A 15,007-nucleotide genomic window follows, 5' to 3' on the forward strand; every position below is an offset into this window, starting at 1 on the left:
CCTACCTCGACAGGCATTTGCCCATGTACAAACTCGTGCTGATCCGCCACGGCGAATCGACCTGGAACCTGGAGAACCGCTTCACCGGCTGGACCGACGTGGACCTCACGCCCACCGGGATCGAGCAGGCCAAGAACGCCGGCCGGCTGCTGCGCAGCGAAGGCTGGGACTTCGACCTGGCCTACACCAGCGTGCTCAAGCGCGCCACCCGCACCTTGTGGCACTGCCTGGACGAGCTGGACCGCACCTGGCTGCCGGTGGTGCATTCCTGGCGGCTGAACGAGCGCCACTACGGCGCGCTGCAGGGCCTGAACAAGGCGGAAACGGCCAAGAAGTTCGGCGACGAGCAGGTGCTGCTCTGGCGCCGCAGCTACGACGTGCCGCCGCCGGCTCTGGACCCCAACGACCCGCGCTGCGAGCGCGGCGACGTGCGCTACGCCAAGCTGGCCCCGGGCCAGGTGCCGCTGACCGAATGCCTGAAGGACACGGTGGCCCGGGTGCTGCCGTTCTGGAACGAGTCCATGGCCCCGGCGATCAAGGCCGGCAAGCGCCTGGTGGTGGCGGCGCACGGCAACTCGATCCGCGCCCTGGTCAAGTACCTCGATGGCATCTCCGACGGCGACATCGTGGGCCTGAACATCCCCAACGGCATCCCGCTGGTCTACGAGCTGGATGCCGGCCTGAGGCCGATCCGCCACTACTACCTGGGCGACGAGGCGGCCGCCCGGGCCGCGGCGGCCGCCGTGGCCAGCCAGGGCAAGGGCTGAACGCCGCCGGCCCGCGTCCGTGGGCTTTTTACACGTGCCATGCCCATCGGTGGGGAACCGCGATGGGGGGATTGCGTCTTAGCTCAATCCCGGGTGTATATTGAAAAGTCAAGAGGACTGAACGCTTTTCCCCTATGAGCCACAAACTGAAGATCGCCGGCTGGATTTCCGTGGGCGCCCTGGCCGGAGCGCTCACCACGGTCTCGCTGCAGACCGTCGCGCGTGGCTCGCTGGCCCCGCTGCCATTGGAGGAGCTGCAGCAGCTCGCCGCCGTGTTCGGCATGGTCAAGAGCGACTACGTCGAACCGGTGGACGAGAAGAAGCTGATCACCGACGCCATCTCCGGCATGGTGGCCAGCCTGGACCCCCATTCGCAGTATTTCGACAAGAAGTCGTTCAAGGAATTCCGCGAGGGCACCTCCGGCCGCTTCGTCGGGGTGGGCATCGAGATCTCGCAGGAGGACGGCCTGGTCAAGGTGGTCTCGCCCATCGAAGGCTCGCCCGCCTACCGCGCCGGCCTGAAGTCCGGCGACCTGATCACCAAGATCGACGACACCGCCGTCAAGGGCCTGACCCTGTCGGAGGCCGTCAAGCGCATGCGCGGCGAGCCCACCACCAAGGTGATGCTGACCATCTACCGCAAGGACGAGAACCGCACCTTCCCGGTGACCATCACCCGCGAGGAGATCAAGACTCAGTCGGTCAAGGGCAAGGTGGTCGAGCCGGGCTACGCCTGGATCCGCCTGTCGCAGTTCCAGGAGCGCACGGTCGAGGACTTCGTGCGCAAGGTCGACGAGATCTACAAGCAGGAGCCCAACCTCAAGGGCCTGGTGCTGGACCTGCGCAACGACCCGGGCGGCCTGCTCGACGCGGCGGTGGCCGTGTCCGCCGCCTTCCTGCCCGAGAACGTCACCGTGGTATCCACCAACGGCCAGCTGGCCGAGAGCAAGTTCACCTACAAGGCCTCGCCCGAGTTCTACATGCGCCGCTCGGGCGGCGACCCGCTGCGCCGCCTGCCGGCCGCGCTCAAGAACGTGCCCCTGGTGGTGCTGGTCAACGAGGGCTCGGCCTCGGCCAGCGAGATCGTGGCCGGCGCGCTGCAGGACCACAAGCGCGCCACCGTCCTGGGCAGCCAGACCTTTGGCAAGGGCTCGGTGCAGACGGTGCGCCCGCTCGGCCCCGATACCGGCCTGAAGCTGACCACGGCGCGCTACTTCACGCCCAGCGGCAAGTCGATCCAGGCGCGTGGCATCGTGCCCGACGTGCTGGTGGACGAGAGCGCCGAGGGCAACGTGTTCTCCATCCTGCGCACCCGCGAGGCCGACCTGGACAAGCACCTGGGCAGCGGCCAGGCCCCGGAAGCGAAGAACCCGGTGCTCGAGAAGGCACGCGAGGAGGCCCGCAAGCGCGCCGAGGAAGAGGCGCGCAAGCCGGTGGCCGAGCGCAAGGTGCCCGAATTCGGCAGCGCCACCGACTTCCAGCTGGCGCAGGCCCTCAACCAGCTCAAGGGCCGGCCCGTCCTGATCAGCAAGACCCAGGTGGTCGAGAACAAGGAAGAAAAGAAGGAGAACTGAGCGGCCGGCGCCCTCTCTCCACCGCAGAAAGCCAGCCCCGTGCTGGCTTTCTTATTTTTGGCTGGCCAGGTCGCAGTTGAGCTATGTGTGATGTCCACCCAGAATGGTCATCACTTTGACATCAGGGTGGATTTGAGAGATCATGGCTGGCAAGAAGGCGGTCCCCAAGAAGCAGGAGACGTATGCACCCAAGGACGTGAAGATCCCGGCTCGACTGGGTGGCGGCGTCCTGAAGGAACGCGTGGTTCGGGAGTTACCTTCGAAGAAGGTGACGCACTACGCAGTGGCTTACATCAACCCGCTCATTTTCAATGGAGACAACGGCCGAGTGCTCGGGTATGACAACAGCCACGGCTTCTCGCACAAGCACTACATGGGACAGATGACTGCCGATCCTTTCACCAGCTACAAGGAGCTGTACGACAGGTTCGAGCGGGAGTGGAAGGCCATCGCGATGAAGTTCGTCAATGGGGAGAAAGAATGACGAATCGAAAGATCACGCTGGAAGACTTCGCCAAGGACAAAGGTCTTGGCGAACACATCCGCAGGAGCAAGGAGGTTGCACAGGCGCTGGACGCAAAAACCGATACCTTGCCTTACTCCAGGGTCTTCACCAGCTATGAATTCGAGGCGTTCCTCAGCGAGCTGACGCCAAAGCGGTTCGAACTCTTGCGCCTGGCAAGCAAAGGTCCCCGGTCGATCGGCGATCTGGCCGTGGCGACTCATCGTGATCAGAGTGCGGTTTCGAAGGATGTTGCCAGGTTGAAGAAGCTCGGGCTGGTGAGGGTCGAATCGGTGGCGAATGCCGGCCATGGGCAGAAAAAAATCGTGACCCCGGTAGCCAGCACGATCTCGATCAATGCCAGCATCACTGCAGCTTAGGGCTGCACCTCACTCGCGCATGGGTCCCAAGCGCAGCACCCGTTCTCTGGCGACAATCCACCCATGACGGACGAGGACCTGCTGCGCTATTCGCGCCACATCCTGCTGGAGGAGATCGGCGTGGAAGGCCAGGAACGGCTGCTGGCCTCGCGCGCCGTGGTGATAGGCGCCGGCGGCCTGGGCTCGCCGGTGGCGCTGTACCTGGCCGGCGCCGGCGTGGGGCACCTCACCCTGGTCGACGCGGACACGGTGGACCTCACCAACCTGCAGCGGCAGATCGCCCATGCGATGGACCGCATCGGCCAGGCCAAGGTGCATTCGGCGCGCCAGGCCATGGCCGGCATCAACCCCGGCGTGCAGGTGCGCGCGCTGGCGGTGCGGGCCGATGCCGCCCTGCTGGACGACCTGGTCCCCGGCGCCGGCGTGGTGCTGGACTGCACCGACAACTTCGCCACCCGGCATGCCGTCAATGCCGCCTGCGTGCGGCATGGCGTGCCCCTGGTCAGCGGCGCCGCCATCCGCCTGGACGGTCAGGTAACGGCGTTCGATGCGGCCGATCCGGCTTCGCCCTGCTATGCCTGCCTGTTCCCGCCGGGCCAGGCGCTGGAGGAGACGCGCTGCGCCACCCTGGGCGTGCTGGCGCCGCTGGTGGGCATCATCGGCTCGATGCAGGCCGCCGAGGCGATCAAGATCCTGGCGGGGGCCGGCGCGTCGCTGGCGGGCCGCCTGCTGATGCTGGAGGCCCGGGCCATGGCCTGGACCGAGCTGCGGGTGCCGCGCGACGCGGCCTGCCCGGTCTGCGCGCCGCTGCGGCGCTAGCGGGAGGTGGAGGCTGCTGCACCTGCGGCCGCCGGGCCGCCCATCGTGGCCGCCGCCGCGCGCCCCGACGCGGCATTGGACGATGAGGCCTCGCGCAGCACGGCGCTGCAGTCGGCGTTCTCCCCCGGCCCGGTCTCGATGGTGGCGGCCAGCGCCAGCAGCGGGTTGATGGCGCCCAGGGCCAGCGCCAGCCCGGCCCGGCCGGCCAGCGAGCCCATGTCCAGGCTGCCCTGCGGATTGCCCAGCGTTCCGGTCAGGTGCAGCGGCGAGCGCAAGGTCAGGATGCTCGGGTCCTTGGGCCGGGGCTTGAACGTGAGGTCCAGCGCCTCGGTGGCCAGGTTGATGGTGCCGCTGCCCCAGATCACCGTGTCGGCGGTGTCCAGCACCAGGGCTCGGGCGGTCATCAGGCCCTGCTTGACGTCGAAGGCGGTGGCCGCGCAGCGCAGCGGCACCGACTGGTCCTTCCCCAGCAGGAACTTGGCGACCTCGGCGCCGTCCAGCCCCGCGAACTCCAGCAGCAGGTTGCTGATGCGGCCCTGGCCCATCAGCAGGGCGACGTTGCCCGAGGAGCTGCCCAGCATCTCGGCCACCGTCCGGCCCCGACCCTGCAGCTCGATGTCGCCATGGATCCTGCCCACGCTGGCCCGGTTCATGTTGCGCAGGCCGGGCACCAGCCGCCCCAGTTCCAGGCCCCGCGCGTCCAGGTCCATGGCCACGTCGGCCGGCCGGTTGCGGCCGTCGATGCGCAGCTGTCCCGCCAGCCGGCCGCCGGCCACGCCCAGGTCCAGGTCGTCCAGCCGCAGCAGGCCGCCCTCCAGCCGCACCCGGCCGCTCATGCGGTCCAGGGGCAGCTGGCGCACGTTGACCATGCGCGCCGCGCTGAACCGCACGTCGGCGTTCATGGCCTTGAGCCTCTCCACGTCCAGGGGCGTGTCGGGCAGCACCCGGCCGCCCTGCTCGCCGCGCCGGGCCGCCTGCACCGGCCGGCCCTTGCGCTGCTCGGGCAGGCCCACCAGCGGCGCCAGGTCGTCCAGGTCCAGCGCCTGCGACTGCAGCTGCCCGGTCAGCAGCGGCACGGCGCCGGAGCGGTCATAGCTCAGATGGCCTGCGATGTCGGACTGGCCCAGCCGCCCCTGCACCCGCGACACGCTCCACACCTGGGCCTGCTTTTGCAGCCGGCCCCGCACCGCGTAGCGCGGGGTCTCGGGCAGCACCACGCCGACCAGCGGGTAGAGCTCGGCCAGGTTACGCCCCTGCAGATTGAAATCAACGTCGGCGCCCTCCAGCCGCGGCAGGCCGGCCACCGTGCCTTCGGCGCGCAGCGAGGTGCCGCCGGCGGTCAGCACGATCTGCGCAGGGAACGGCTGCTGCGCCTGGCCTCCGCCGAGCGAGAGCACGTTGCCGGTCTGGCCCTGGGCGGCGAACGGCGCCTTCTGCCAGGTGCCTTGCGCCTTGAAGGTCAGGGGCAGCACCGCCGACCCGCCGGCGCGCGGCGCGGCGCGCGTGTCGATGGCGAAATCGGCGCGGATGTCGGCGCCGCGGCCGCTGGCCAGGAAGTGCAGCGAGCCTTCGTCCACCACCAGCACGCCCACGTGCGGCGGCTCGCGCCGCGGCTCGTTCTTGTCCTGCCGGTCCAGCGCCCAGGTGCGCCGGCCGTCCGGCTCCATCTGCAGACCCAGCTCGGGCCGCCGCAGCTCGATGCGAGGCAGCTCGATGCGCCCGCGCAGCAGCGGCCACAGCCGCACGTGGACCTCGGCCCCCTCGGCCTTGACCAGGTAGGGATCACGCGCCCACTCCGGGTTGGCGAACACGATGCCGTCGGCGATCACGCGCGTGGTGCGGCCCAGGTCCACGTCGAGCCGGCGCGTGATCTCGAAATGGCGGCCGGTGCGCTCGCTGACGTAGCGGTTCAGCGGCCCGCGCAGCCAGTCCCAGGGGAACAGGGCCAGCAGCAGCGCCAGGGCTGCGACCAGCAGCAGCCCTGCGGCCAGCAGCTTGAACCAGGGCGACCGCCGTGCGAGATAGGTCGTCGCCCTGCTGGCCATGGCTCACCTTCCGCCGGACGCGCGGGCCAGCGGCGTGCCGAGCAAGACCATCAACGGACCGGACAGCAGCTTCATCACTTGGTGGACACCCCACCCGCAACGCGGGCCTGGCAGCAGTGTGGGGGCGCCGCATGGCTCGCATGGTCAGCAGCGGACGGCAGCCCCTGTCGGCTGCTGCCTACACCTCATCAGTAGGAAACCTCCTACGGTCGCACCCCCGAAGAGCGCTGCACAATCCGCAGCGGGAGGCGCGAGGAGAAGGCTTCACAACCACACGCGCCCAGCGCGGTAACAAGCCCCATCGATCGCCGTGGAACTGCGAACCTACATCGTCGAAGACAACGCGACCATCCGCGAGAACCTGATCGGAGCGCTGGAGGAACTGGCCTGCGTGAAAGCCCTGGGCTGGGCCGAGACCGAAGACGACGCCGCGGCCTGGCTCGCCGCGCAGTCCGCGCAGTGGGACCTGGCCATCGTGGACCTGTTCCTCAAGCAAGGCAGCGGGCTGGGCGTGCTGGAAGCCTGCCGCGGCCGCATGCCGCGCCAGCGCGTGGTGGTTCTCAGCAACTACGCCACCGACGACATGCGCCGGCGCTGCGCGCAGCTGGGCGCCGATGCCGTGTTCGACAAATCCAACGAGATCGACGCGCTGGTGGACTGGTGCATCCAGCAGTCCGGCGACGGCCTCAGCCGCGCGGCCTGAAGGGCTTCAAGGCGCCTTCAGTCGATCAGCTTGTTCTTCAGCGCGTAGTAGGTCAGGTCGCTGTTGGAAGCCAGGCTCATCTTCTCCATCAGCCGCGTGCGGTAGGTGCTCACGGTCTTGACCGACAGCGACAGCGCCTTGGCGATGTCGCCCGCGGTCTCGCCCTTGGCCAGCTTGAGGAACACCTGGAACTCGCGCTCGGACAGCTGCTCGTGCGGCGCGCCGCCTTCCTTGCGATTGAGCTGCTGCGCCAGCAGCTCCGCCACCGCGGGCGAGATGTAGCGGCGGCCCAGCGCGATGGTGCGGATCGCGTTGACGATCTCCATCGGCTCGCATTCCTTGTTCAGGTAGCCGCTCGCGCCCTGGCGGATCAGGTTCATCGCGTAGTGCTCCTCCGGGTAGCCGGAGAGGATCAGGATGCCCACGTCCGGGGCCTTGGCGCGGATCATGCCCAGCGCGTCGATGCCGCTCTGACCGGGCATCGACAGGTCCATCACCAGGACATCGAGCTCCGTCGTGCGGACCAGGTCGATCGCTTCGCGTCCGCTCGCGGCCTCGCCGACCACGCGCAGGTCCACCTGTTCGGAGAAGAACTGCTTGAGTCCCGACCGAACGATGGCGTGGTCATCCACAATGCCGACTTTGATCATGTCCGTTCTCTTTCGATGCCTGTTGCAGGCCCATTGTGGCCCAACTTCATGCCCAACTTCGACTGAAATGGCCTACGCTCGGGCCATGGCGGACTGGAATTCTATGCAGAACGGCCGCGGTTCGGGGCCGCGCTGATGCCGAGGCTCGCACTGTCCAGGACCGCGCTCAGCCTTGCGCTGGCTCTGCTCGCGGCACTGGTACTCATCGGTATCAACGAAACCGGCTATCACCGCTCACGCGCCGCGCTGGCCGACATCGCCGAGGCATCGCGCAACCGTGGCACGCTCAACCGGATGCTGCAGCAGGTGCTGGACGCGGAGACCGGTTCGCGCGGCTACCTGCTCACCGGCGACCCGCGCTACCTCGAGCCGTACAGCGCGGCCGCCGCCGACATCGGCCAGAACCTGGACGCGCTGCGCGCGGCCTACCCGCCCGGCTCGCAGGAGTCAGCCAGCGTCGCCCGGCTGTCGCGCGACGTGCAGCGCAAGCTGGCCGAGATGGACCTGTCGGTGCGCATGCGCAAGCAGGGCAACGAGGACGCCTGGAAGTTCGTGCTGCTCACCGACGTGGGCAAGGAGCACATGGACGCGATCCGCACGCAGGCGGCGGGCCTGATCCACACCGCCACCGAGCGCATGGAAGTCAGCCAGACCCAGGTGCACCGCTCGCTGCTGCTGGCGCGCATCGGCATCGCCGGCGTGGCGCTGGCGGGGCTGCTGGCGTTCTACCTGTACCTGCGCCAGAGCCAGGCGCTCAGGCGCGCGGACGAGCGCCAGCAGCGGGTGCTGCAGCAGGAGCGTGACCTGCTCGAGCGCCAGGTGCGCGACCGCACCGCGTCGCTGGCCGAGCTGGCCACCCACCTGCAGCAGGTGCGCGAGCAGGAGCGCGGCCACCTGGCGCGCGAGCTGCATGACGAGCTGGGAGCGCTGCTCACGGCCGCCAAGCTCGACGTGGCGCGGCTGAAGTCGCGCCTGGGGTCGCCGCCGCCGGAAGTCAGCCAGCGGTTGCAGCACCTGACCGAAACCCTCAACAGCGGCATCGCGCTCAAGCGCCGCATCATCGAGGACCTGCGGCCCTCCTCGCTGGCCAACCTGGGCCTGTCGGCCTCGCTGGAGATCCTGGCGCGCGAATTCTCGGAGCAGTCCGGCGTCGAGGTCGCCACCAGCCTGGAGCCGGTGCAGCTGGACGAGGCGCGCCAGCTCACCGTCTACCGCCTGGTGCAGGAGTCGCTCACCAACATCGCCAAGTACGCCGAGGCCCGGCAGGTCGAGATCAGCGTGCACGGCTACGGCCAGACCGTGGAGGTGGCCGTGAAGGACGACGGCAAGGGTTTCGACCTCGAGCGGATGCGGCCGTCCACCCACGGCCTGGCCGGCATGCGCCACCGCGTGGAGGCGGCGGGCGGCCGCTTCACGGTGGCCTCGGCGCCGGGCCAGGGCACCCGCGTGTCGGCCGCGCTGCCGCAGGAGCCGGGTGCCTGAGGCCCTGGGAACGCGAACGGTCCCGCAGGCGGCGTTGTCCTACAGGAGCCCCGCCACCCAACCGACATCCAGTCACGCCGCACGCTGATCAAAGACGGCTGACCTTGAGCCGTACGCTTGTCCACGTCGCCGCTTCCTGCGGCTCCCGCTGTCACCCACGCAAAAGAGAGGACAACATGATCCATCGCAGCCCTACCCTCCGTGCCCGAGCCTCTGCCACCCGCTCCCTCGCCGACGACGCTTCCAGCGCCGGCGGCGGCGCCCTGGACAGCACGCGCGAGTTCGCCGCCCAGACCCTGGAGCGCGCGGCCGAGAAGATGCGCGACCTGCGCTACGGCGTTGCCGACACCGCGTCCGCAGCGCAGCGCCAGATGGGCCACTACGCCAGCGCCACCACGCGCTACGTCACCGAGCAGCCGGTCAAGGCGGCGCTGATCGCCGCCGCCGTCGGCGCGCTGGTGGCCGGCGCCTTCCTGCTGTCCCGCCGCCGCGGCGGCCGCTACTGAGCCCCGGACGAGGGCAGCGATGGTGCACCCGATCTTCTCCGTCCTGGTCAGCAAGCCCGAACTGGTCATGGACCACGTGGCCGGCTATGCCGCCCTGGCGCGCGAGGAGGCCTCCACGGTCGGGGGCCAGGTCGCGCGCTGCGCCATCGCCTGGGCGATCGCGGGGGTATGCGGCCTGGTGTTCCTGATCCTGGCCGGCGTCGCGCTGATGCTGGGTGCGGTGCACGAGTTCAGCTGGATGCTGGTCATCGTGCCCGCCGCGCTGCTGGCGGCGGCGGTGGCGGCCGCCATGGCGGCCCGCAAGCGCATGCCCACCGGGGCGTTCACCGAACTGCGCTCCCAGCTCGACGCCGACGCGCAGGCGCTGCGCACCCTGGGGGCGCGCTGATGGCGCGCCGCACGGGAGCCGCGTCATGACCCGAAGCAGCGACAAGCTGGCACAGACCCGCCTGGCCATCGTCGAGCACCTCCAGCGCAAGCAGGAGAACCGGCGCGAGAGCCAGGAGCAGCTCCAGACCAAGGCCCGCAAGGCCGTGTCGCCCCGCCGCAGCCCCGGCCGCTTCTCCGGCTTCGGCGACGTGGGACGCAACTGGTGGCAGCACCATCCGGCGCACACGGTGCTGGAACTCGCCACGCCGGTGCTGTCCCGGTACGCAGCGCGCAAGCCCGCGCAGTTCCTGGGCATCGCGGCGGTGGCCGGCGCGGCCTTCGTGTTCGCGCGCCCGTGGAAGCTGATCTCGCTGACCGGGGTGCTGGTGGCGCTGCTGCGGTCCTCGGTGGTGACCAACGCCATCTCGCACGCCATGTCGGCCGCCCACCTCCCGCAGGACACCGAGGAAGCGGAGTTCACGGAGCACGAATGATCCACCCTTCAAAGGAGAAAACCATGAAACACGCCAACGCACTCTTGCTCGCCGTCATGCTGGGCGTCGCCGCCGTCAGCACCGGCTGCGCCGTCGCCCGCGACCAGTCCACGGTCGGCGGCTACGTCGACGACAAGGTGATCACCACCAAGGTCAAGGCCAAGCTGCTGGAGGACAAGAGCACCGGCGGCATGTCGATCAACGTCGACACGCTCAACGGCACGGTGGCCCTGTCCGGCTTCGCCAAGTCCGAGGCCGAGAAGGCCGCGGCCGGCCGCATCGCCCGCACCACCGACGGCGTCAAGGACGTCCGGAACAACCTGATCGTCCGCCCCTGACACGCCACCTGATGAGGGCGCGCCGCGGCGCGCCTGAGCGATGAAGATCTTCCGCTGCGACCATTGCGGGCAGGCGCTGTTCTTCGAGAACGTGCGCTGCCTGCACTGCGGCAGTGACCTCGCCTTCCTGCCGGACCGGCTGGCGCTGTGCGCCGTGGAGCCGGTGCCGGACGGCGTGCCCGGCATCTGGCAGCGCAAGACCGGGCGGGCCAGCCTGGCGCGCGCGCGCTACCGCCTGTGCCACAACCACGGCACCTGGCAGGCCTGCAACTTCGCCGTGCCGGAGCACGACCCCAACCCGCTGTGCGTGTCATGCCGGCAGACGCGCGTGCTGCCCGACCTGTCCGTGCCCGACAACCAGCAGCGCTGGTACCGCATCGAGCTGGCCAAGCGCCGCCTGTTCTTCACCCTGGCGCGCCTGGGCCTGGTCAGGACCGACCCGCCGCCGGGCGAGCGGGACGGGCCGGTGTACGAGTTCCTGGCCGACCTGCCGGGACAGAAGGTGCTGACCGGCCACTGCAACGGCCTGATCACGCTCAACGTGGCCGAGGCCGACGACGCCGAGCGGGTCAAGCGCCGCGTGGAGCTGCACGAGCCCTACCGCACCCTGCTGGGCCACCTGCGCCACGAGTCCGGCCACTACTACTGGGACCGCCTGATCCAGGAGGGCGGACGGGTGGCGGCCTTCCGCGAGGTGTTCGGCGACGAGTCAGTCGACTACGCGCAGGCGCTGGCCGCCCACTACGCCCGCGGCGGCACGCTGCCCAACTGGCAGGAGCAGCACGTCAGCGCGTATGCGACGGCCCACCCCTGGGAGGACTGGGCCGAGACCTGGGCCCACTACCTGCACATGGTGGACCTGCTGGAGACCGCCGCCTCCTACGGCACGCGGGTGGTGGTCCCGGGCAACGGGGAGGACATCGTCGACGAGGTGGACAGCCCGTTCGAGCCGCAGACCGATTTCGACCACCTGGTCGAGCAGTGGGTGCCGGTCACGCTGCTGGTCAACAGCCTCAACCGCAGCCTGGGGCAGGAGGACGCCTACCCCTTCGCCCTGAGCGCGGGCGCGCTGCGCAAGCTGCGCTTCGTGCACGACGTGATCCACGAGCCCGCAGCAGCGGCGCGGCCGCAGGCCGGGCAGCCGGTATCGGCGCCGGCCTGCGTCACCGAGGGGGTCAGCCCGCCCTGACGGTCAGCTGGTTGTTGACCGACTTCACGTCCTTGACGTTGCGCGCGATCTCGTTGGCGCGCGACTTGGCAGCCGCGCTGGGCGCCGTGCCCTTGAGCGTGACCACGCCGTCCCGGGTGTCCACGTCGATCTGCGTGGCGCTGAGGTTCTTGTCGGCCGCCAGGCCGCTCTTGACGCTGGTCGTGATCTGGGCGTCGTCGACCTTGGCGCCGACGCGCTCGCCGGCCGCCTGCGTCTTCTCCTTGGCGGCGCCGGCCGCGCCCATCACCGAGGTACGCGCCTCGGCGGTCGCTTCCTTGGTCTTGCTGGCGGCCTCCTGGGTCGCCGACTTGGCATCGGCGGACAGCTCCTCGGTCTTGTTCTCGATCTTCTGACCGGCGGTCTTCGCGTCCGCGGCGGCTTCCTGGGCACCCTGCTTGACGTCGCCCGCAGCCTGCTGGGCGCCCTGCTTCACGTCCTTGGCGGTTTCCGCGGTGTTGGCGATGGCCTCGTCGATCTTCTGGCCCACGGTCTGGCCGTCGTTGCGCTCGCCGCAGGCGCCCAGCGCCAGCAGCACGGCCAGCGAGGAGGCGGCCACCAGGCCTCTGGAGCGGAAGGGGTGGTTCATGGCATTCCTTTCTCTTCAAATGCAAGCGGGGCCGGCGGCCCCTCATGCAGCCCACTCTAGAGCGGCCCCGGGGGCCGGCCAGTGGGAGAGCTCCGAAGCGGGCGTAGGACAAACCGGCGCGCGCGCCGCTCAGCCGCCCGCGCGCTCCGCGTCGCGCAGGATGCGGTCCAGCCGGGTGGACAGCTGCTCGGTGGTGAGCTTTTCGCGGAAGCGCTCCACCATCAGCGGCAGGCTCATCGGGCTTGGATGGCGCAGCTCCACGAACTCGAGCGTGCGGCCGCGCACCCGCTCCAGCGTGGCCGCCAGGCGCGAGATCTCCAGCTCCTGGCTCAGCACTTCGGTTTCGGCCTGGGTCAGCAGCAGGTTGCCGCGGTCGTACTTGCGGAACACCTCGAAGAACAGGCCGCTGGAAGCCTGCAGCTGCTTCATGCTCTTGGGCTGGCCGGGGTAGCCGGAGAACACCAGCCCGGCGATGCGCGCGATCTCGCGGAAGCGCCGCTGGGCAAGCTCGGACGAGTTGAGCGAGGCCAGCACGTCGTGCAGCAGGTCGCCGGTGGCGAACACCGCCCGGCTGGTCACCGGTTCCAGGTCGAACGGCTCGGCACTCACCAGCTCGAAGCCGTAGTCGTTGACCGACAGGCTGAAGGTGCCCGGCCGCTCGCGCGCCAGCCGCCAGGCCAGCAGGCTGGCCAGCCCCAGGTGCACGTGCCGGCCGGCGAACGGGTGCACGTACAGGTGCTGGCCTTCGCGCGACCGCAAGCTCTCCACCAGCAGCGTGGCGGGCGTGGGCAGCCGCGACAGCCGCGCCTGCATCTCCAGCATGGGGCGCGCCGCCTGCAGCTCCGGCCCTTCGAACTCGCCGCGCGCGGCCGCCTGCATCATCTCCAGCACCGCGTCGCCCAGCTCGGTGGACAGCGCCATCTTGCTGCCCTGCCAGGTGGGCACCGTGCCCTTCTTGCCGGCGGCCTTCTTCACGTAGGCCGCCATGTCCTGCACCCGCACGAACTCCAGCAGCCGGCCGGCGAAGAAGAAGCAGTCGCCCTTGCGCAGCCGCGCGATGAAGCCTTCCTCGATGGTGCCTATGCTGCCGCCCGAAAGGTATTTCACCTGCATGGACGCGTCGCTGACGATGGTGCCTATGCCCAGGCGGTGCCGCTTGGCGATGCCGCGGTCGGGCACGCGCCACACGCCCGCCTCGTCGCGCGCGATGCGGTGGTAGTCCGGGTAGGCGTTCAGGCTCTGGCCGCCGCGCTCGCAGAACGCCAGGGCCCAGTCGAACTCCTCGCGCGTCAGGTCGCGGAAGGCCCAGGCCGTGCGCACCTCCTCGAACAGCGCCTCGTCGCGGAAGCCCCCGCCCAGCGCGACGGTGACGATGTGCTGCACCAGCACGTCCAGCGGCTTGCGCGGGGACTCGCGGCTTTCGATGCGGCCCTCCTGCGCCGCGCGCCGCGCCGCGGCGGCCTCCACCAGTTCAAGGGTGTGGGTGGGCACCAGGGTGATGCGGCTGACGCGGCCCGGCGCGTGGCCGCTGCGGCCGGCGCGCTGCATCATGCGGGCCACGCCCTTGGCCGAGCCGATCTGCAGCACCCGCTCCACGGGCAGGAAGTCCACCCCCAGGTCCAGCGAGGAGGTGGCGACCACGGCCCTCAGCCGGCCTGCCTTGAGGCCCTCCTCCACCCATTCGCGCGCGGCCTTGTCCATGGAGCCGTGGTGCAGCGCGACCTCGCCGGCCCAGTCGGGCCTGGCCTGCAGCAGCAGCTGGTACCAGATCTCGGCCTGCGAGCGCACGTTGGTGAACACCAGCGTGGTGCCGGACTTCTCGATCTCCTGCACCACCGGCAGCTGCATGCGCGCGCCCAGGTGGCCGGCCCAGGAGTACTTGCCGGGGTCGGGCGGGACCAGGGTGTCGATCACCAGGGTCTTGTCCACCCTGCCGCGCACCAGTGCCGCAGGCGCCCCGGCCTGCGGCCCGCACAGGACCTGGGCCGCCTGCTCCAGGTTGCCCAGCGTCGCGCTCAGGCCCCAGGTCACCAGCCCCGGCTGGAGGCGGCGCAGCCGCGCCAGCGCCAGCTGCACCTGCACGCCGCGCTTGCTGCCGATCAGCTCGTGCCATTCGTCGACCACGACATGGGCCACCGTGGCCAGTTCCTCGCTCGCCTTCTCGCGCGTGAGCATCAGGGTCAGCGATTCCGGCGTGGTCACCAGCACCGTCGGGAAGCGCCGGTCCTGGCGGGTGCGCTCGGCGCTGGCGGTGTCGCCGGTGCGCAGGCCCAGCGTCCACATCGGGGCCAGGTCACGCAGCGGCTCGGCCAGCGCCTTGGCCGTGTCGGACGCCAGCGCCCGCATGGGCGTGAGCCACACCACGCGCAGCGGCTGGGCTTCGCGGCCGGGCGGATGCGCGCGCAGCAGCGCGTCGAGCATGCCCAGCCACACGGCGTAGGTCTTGCCGGCGCCGGTGGTGGCATGCAGCAGGCCGCTCTGGCCGCCCGCGATCGCGTCCCACACGGCCCGTTGGAAATCGAAAGGCGTCCAGCCGCGCCCGGCGAGCCACGTCGTGGCGGGGGAGAGCGGTGCGCCCACGC

Annotated in this window: 16 protein-coding genes; 12 read left to right on the forward strand and 4 right to left on the reverse strand. The window is 70.1% G+C overall.

Features of this window, described 5'->3' with window-relative positions; all coding sequences use genetic code 11:
* Positions 1 to 23: 23 nt before the first annotated feature.
* From gpmA to RTA_RS15760, 5 genes are all read left to right on the forward strand, one after another.
* A complete protein-coding gene (gene gpmA, locus RTA_RS15740) occupies positions 24 to 767 on the forward strand; it encodes a 2,3-diphosphoglycerate-dependent phosphoglycerate mutase (protein ID WP_013902418.1) in 744 nt (247 codons plus the stop codon).
* Positions 768 to 901: 134 nt separating this feature from the next.
* On the forward strand, positions 902 to 2,341 hold the full coding sequence (locus RTA_RS15745) for a S41 family peptidase (RefSeq protein WP_013902419.1): 1,440 nt from the start codon (positions 902 to 904) through the stop codon (positions 2,339 to 2,341).
* A gap of 142 nt (positions 2,342 to 2,483) precedes the next feature.
* Complete coding sequence (locus RTA_RS15750; protein ID WP_013902420.1) at positions 2,484 to 2,825, forward strand: DUF6516 family protein; 342 nt, start codon at positions 2,484 to 2,486, stop codon at positions 2,823 to 2,825.
* Entirely contained in the window at positions 2,822 to 3,223 is a 402-nt protein-coding gene (locus RTA_RS15755) for an HVO_A0114 family putative DNA-binding protein (protein ID WP_013902421.1), read from the forward strand. Before RTA_RS15750 ends, RTA_RS15755 begins: the two co-directional genes overlap by 4 nt.
* A gap of 63 nt (positions 3,224 to 3,286) precedes the next feature.
* A complete protein-coding gene (locus RTA_RS15760; RefSeq protein ID WP_013902422.1) occupies positions 3,287 to 4,042 on the forward strand; it encodes a HesA/MoeB/ThiF family protein in 756 nt (251 codons plus the stop codon).
* Here the strand turns inward: RTA_RS15760 and RTA_RS15765 are convergent.
* A complete protein-coding gene (locus tag RTA_RS15765) occupies positions 4,039 to 6,087 on the reverse strand; it encodes an AsmA family protein (RefSeq protein WP_013902423.1) in 2,049 nt (682 codons plus the stop codon). The genes RTA_RS15760 and RTA_RS15765 overlap by 4 nt on opposite strands.
* A 310-nt stretch (positions 6,088 to 6,397) precedes the next feature.
* Between RTA_RS15765 and RTA_RS15770 the strand changes: the two genes are divergently transcribed.
* On the forward strand, positions 6,398 to 6,790 hold the full coding sequence (locus tag RTA_RS15770; RefSeq protein WP_013902424.1) for a response regulator: 393 nt from the start codon (positions 6,398 to 6,400) through the stop codon (positions 6,788 to 6,790).
* A gap of 17 nt (positions 6,791 to 6,807) precedes the next feature.
* On the opposite strand, the gene RTA_RS15775 is transcribed toward RTA_RS15770, so the two are convergent.
* On the reverse strand, positions 6,808 to 7,440 hold the full coding sequence (locus RTA_RS15775; RefSeq protein WP_013902425.1) for a response regulator: 633 nt from the start codon (positions 7,438 to 7,440) through the stop codon (positions 6,808 to 6,810).
* A gap of 135 nt (positions 7,441 to 7,575) precedes the next feature.
* Here RTA_RS15775 and RTA_RS15780 point away from each other — a divergent pair, with 135 nt between their 5' ends.
* The 6 genes from RTA_RS15780 (at position 7,576) to RTA_RS15805 (ending at position 11,818) form a co-directional block, all read left to right on the forward strand.
* Positions 7,576 to 8,922, forward strand: a complete 1,347-nt coding sequence (locus RTA_RS15780) for a CHASE3 domain-containing protein (RefSeq protein ID WP_013902426.1) — start codon at positions 7,576 to 7,578, stop codon at positions 8,920 to 8,922.
* 176 nt (positions 8,923 to 9,098) lie between these two features.
* Positions 9,099 to 9,428 carry a DUF883 family protein gene (locus tag RTA_RS15785; protein ID WP_013902427.1) on the forward strand — a complete coding sequence of 110 codons (330 nt, stop codon included), beginning with the start codon at positions 9,099 to 9,101 and terminating at the stop codon, positions 9,426 to 9,428.
* A 19-nt stretch (positions 9,429 to 9,447) separates the two neighbouring features.
* Entirely contained in the window at positions 9,448 to 9,816 is a 369-nt protein-coding gene (locus tag RTA_RS15790; RefSeq protein WP_013902428.1) for a phage holin family protein, read from the forward strand.
* 25 nt (positions 9,817 to 9,841) lie between these two features.
* Positions 9,842 to 10,291, forward strand: coding sequence for a hypothetical protein (locus tag RTA_RS15795; RefSeq protein WP_013902429.1), 450 nt, complete (start codon positions 9,842 to 9,844; stop codon positions 10,289 to 10,291).
* A gap of 23 nt (positions 10,292 to 10,314) precedes the next feature.
* Entirely contained in the window at positions 10,315 to 10,629 is a 315-nt protein-coding gene (locus RTA_RS15800; protein ID WP_013902430.1) for a BON domain-containing protein, read from the forward strand.
* A gap of 40 nt (positions 10,630 to 10,669) precedes the next feature.
* Complete coding sequence (locus RTA_RS15805) at positions 10,670 to 11,818, forward strand: zinc-binding metallopeptidase family protein (RefSeq protein ID WP_013902431.1); 1,149 nt, start codon at positions 10,670 to 10,672, stop codon at positions 11,816 to 11,818.
* Here the strand turns inward: RTA_RS15805 and RTA_RS19925 are convergent.
* Both RTA_RS19925 and RTA_RS15815 read right to left on the reverse strand, forming a co-directional pair.
* The gene (locus tag RTA_RS19925; RefSeq protein ID WP_049871314.1) at positions 11,805 to 12,425 is read right to left on the reverse strand and encodes a BON domain-containing protein; all 621 of its coding nucleotides are present in this window, start codon (positions 12,423 to 12,425) and stop codon (positions 11,805 to 11,807) included. The two genes, RTA_RS15805 and RTA_RS19925, sit on opposite strands and share 14 nt — an antisense overlap.
* Before the next feature lie 129 nt (positions 12,426 to 12,554).
* The gene (locus RTA_RS15815; RefSeq protein ID WP_013902433.1) at positions 12,555 to 15,005 is read right to left on the reverse strand and encodes a ligase-associated DNA damage response DEXH box helicase; all 2,451 of its coding nucleotides are present in this window, start codon (positions 15,003 to 15,005) and stop codon (positions 12,555 to 12,557) included.
* Between the last annotated feature and the right edge of the window lie 2 nt (positions 15,006 to 15,007).

It is taken from the genome of Ramlibacter tataouinensis TTB310, from assembly GCF_000215705.1.
GTDB classification, from domain to species: Bacteria; Pseudomonadota; Gammaproteobacteria; order Burkholderiales; family Burkholderiaceae_C; genus Ramlibacter; species Ramlibacter tataouinensis.

What these genes read in the sequence shown, in the direction of transcription:
- gpmA (WP_013902418.1), top strand. Translation starts at nt 24, where the DNA reads ATGTACAAACTCGTGCTGATCCGCCACGGCGAATCGACCTGGAACCTG.
- RTA_RS15745 (WP_013902419.1), top strand. Translation starts at nt 902, where the DNA reads ATGAGCCACAAACTGAAGATCGCCGGCTGGATTTCCGTGGGCGCCCTG.
- RTA_RS15750 (WP_013902420.1), top strand. Translation starts at nt 2,484, where the DNA reads ATGGCTGGCAAGAAGGCGGTCCCCAAGAAGCAGGAGACGTATGCACCC.
- RTA_RS15755 (WP_013902421.1), top strand. Translation starts at nt 2,822, where the DNA reads ATGACGAATCGAAAGATCACGCTGGAAGACTTCGCCAAGGACAAAGGT.
- RTA_RS15760 (WP_013902422.1), top strand. Translation starts at nt 3,287, where the DNA reads ATGACGGACGAGGACCTGCTGCGCTATTCGCGCCACATCCTGCTGGAG.
- RTA_RS15765 (WP_013902423.1), bottom strand. Translation starts at nt 6,087, where the DNA reads ATGGCCAGCAGGGCGACGACCTATCTCGCACGGCGGTCGCCCTGGTTC.
- RTA_RS15775 (WP_013902425.1), bottom strand. Translation starts at nt 7,440, where the DNA reads ATGATCAAAGTCGGCATTGTGGATGACCACGCCATCGTTCGGTCGGGA.
- RTA_RS15780 (WP_013902426.1), top strand. Translation starts at nt 7,576, where the DNA reads ATGCCGAGGCTCGCACTGTCCAGGACCGCGCTCAGCCTTGCGCTGGCT.
- RTA_RS15785 (WP_013902427.1), top strand. Translation starts at nt 9,099, where the DNA reads ATGATCCATCGCAGCCCTACCCTCCGTGCCCGAGCCTCTGCCACCCGC.
- RTA_RS15790 (WP_013902428.1), top strand. Translation starts at nt 9,448, where the DNA reads ATGGTGCACCCGATCTTCTCCGTCCTGGTCAGCAAGCCCGAACTGGTC.
- RTA_RS15795 (WP_013902429.1), top strand. Translation starts at nt 9,842, where the DNA reads ATGACCCGAAGCAGCGACAAGCTGGCACAGACCCGCCTGGCCATCGTC.
- RTA_RS15800 (WP_013902430.1), top strand. Translation starts at nt 10,315, where the DNA reads ATGAAACACGCCAACGCACTCTTGCTCGCCGTCATGCTGGGCGTCGCC.
- RTA_RS15805 (WP_013902431.1), top strand. Translation starts at nt 10,670, where the DNA reads ATGAAGATCTTCCGCTGCGACCATTGCGGGCAGGCGCTGTTCTTCGAG.
- RTA_RS19925 (WP_049871314.1), bottom strand. Translation starts at nt 12,425, where the DNA reads ATGAACCACCCCTTCCGCTCCAGAGGCCTGGTGGCCGCCTCCTCGCTG.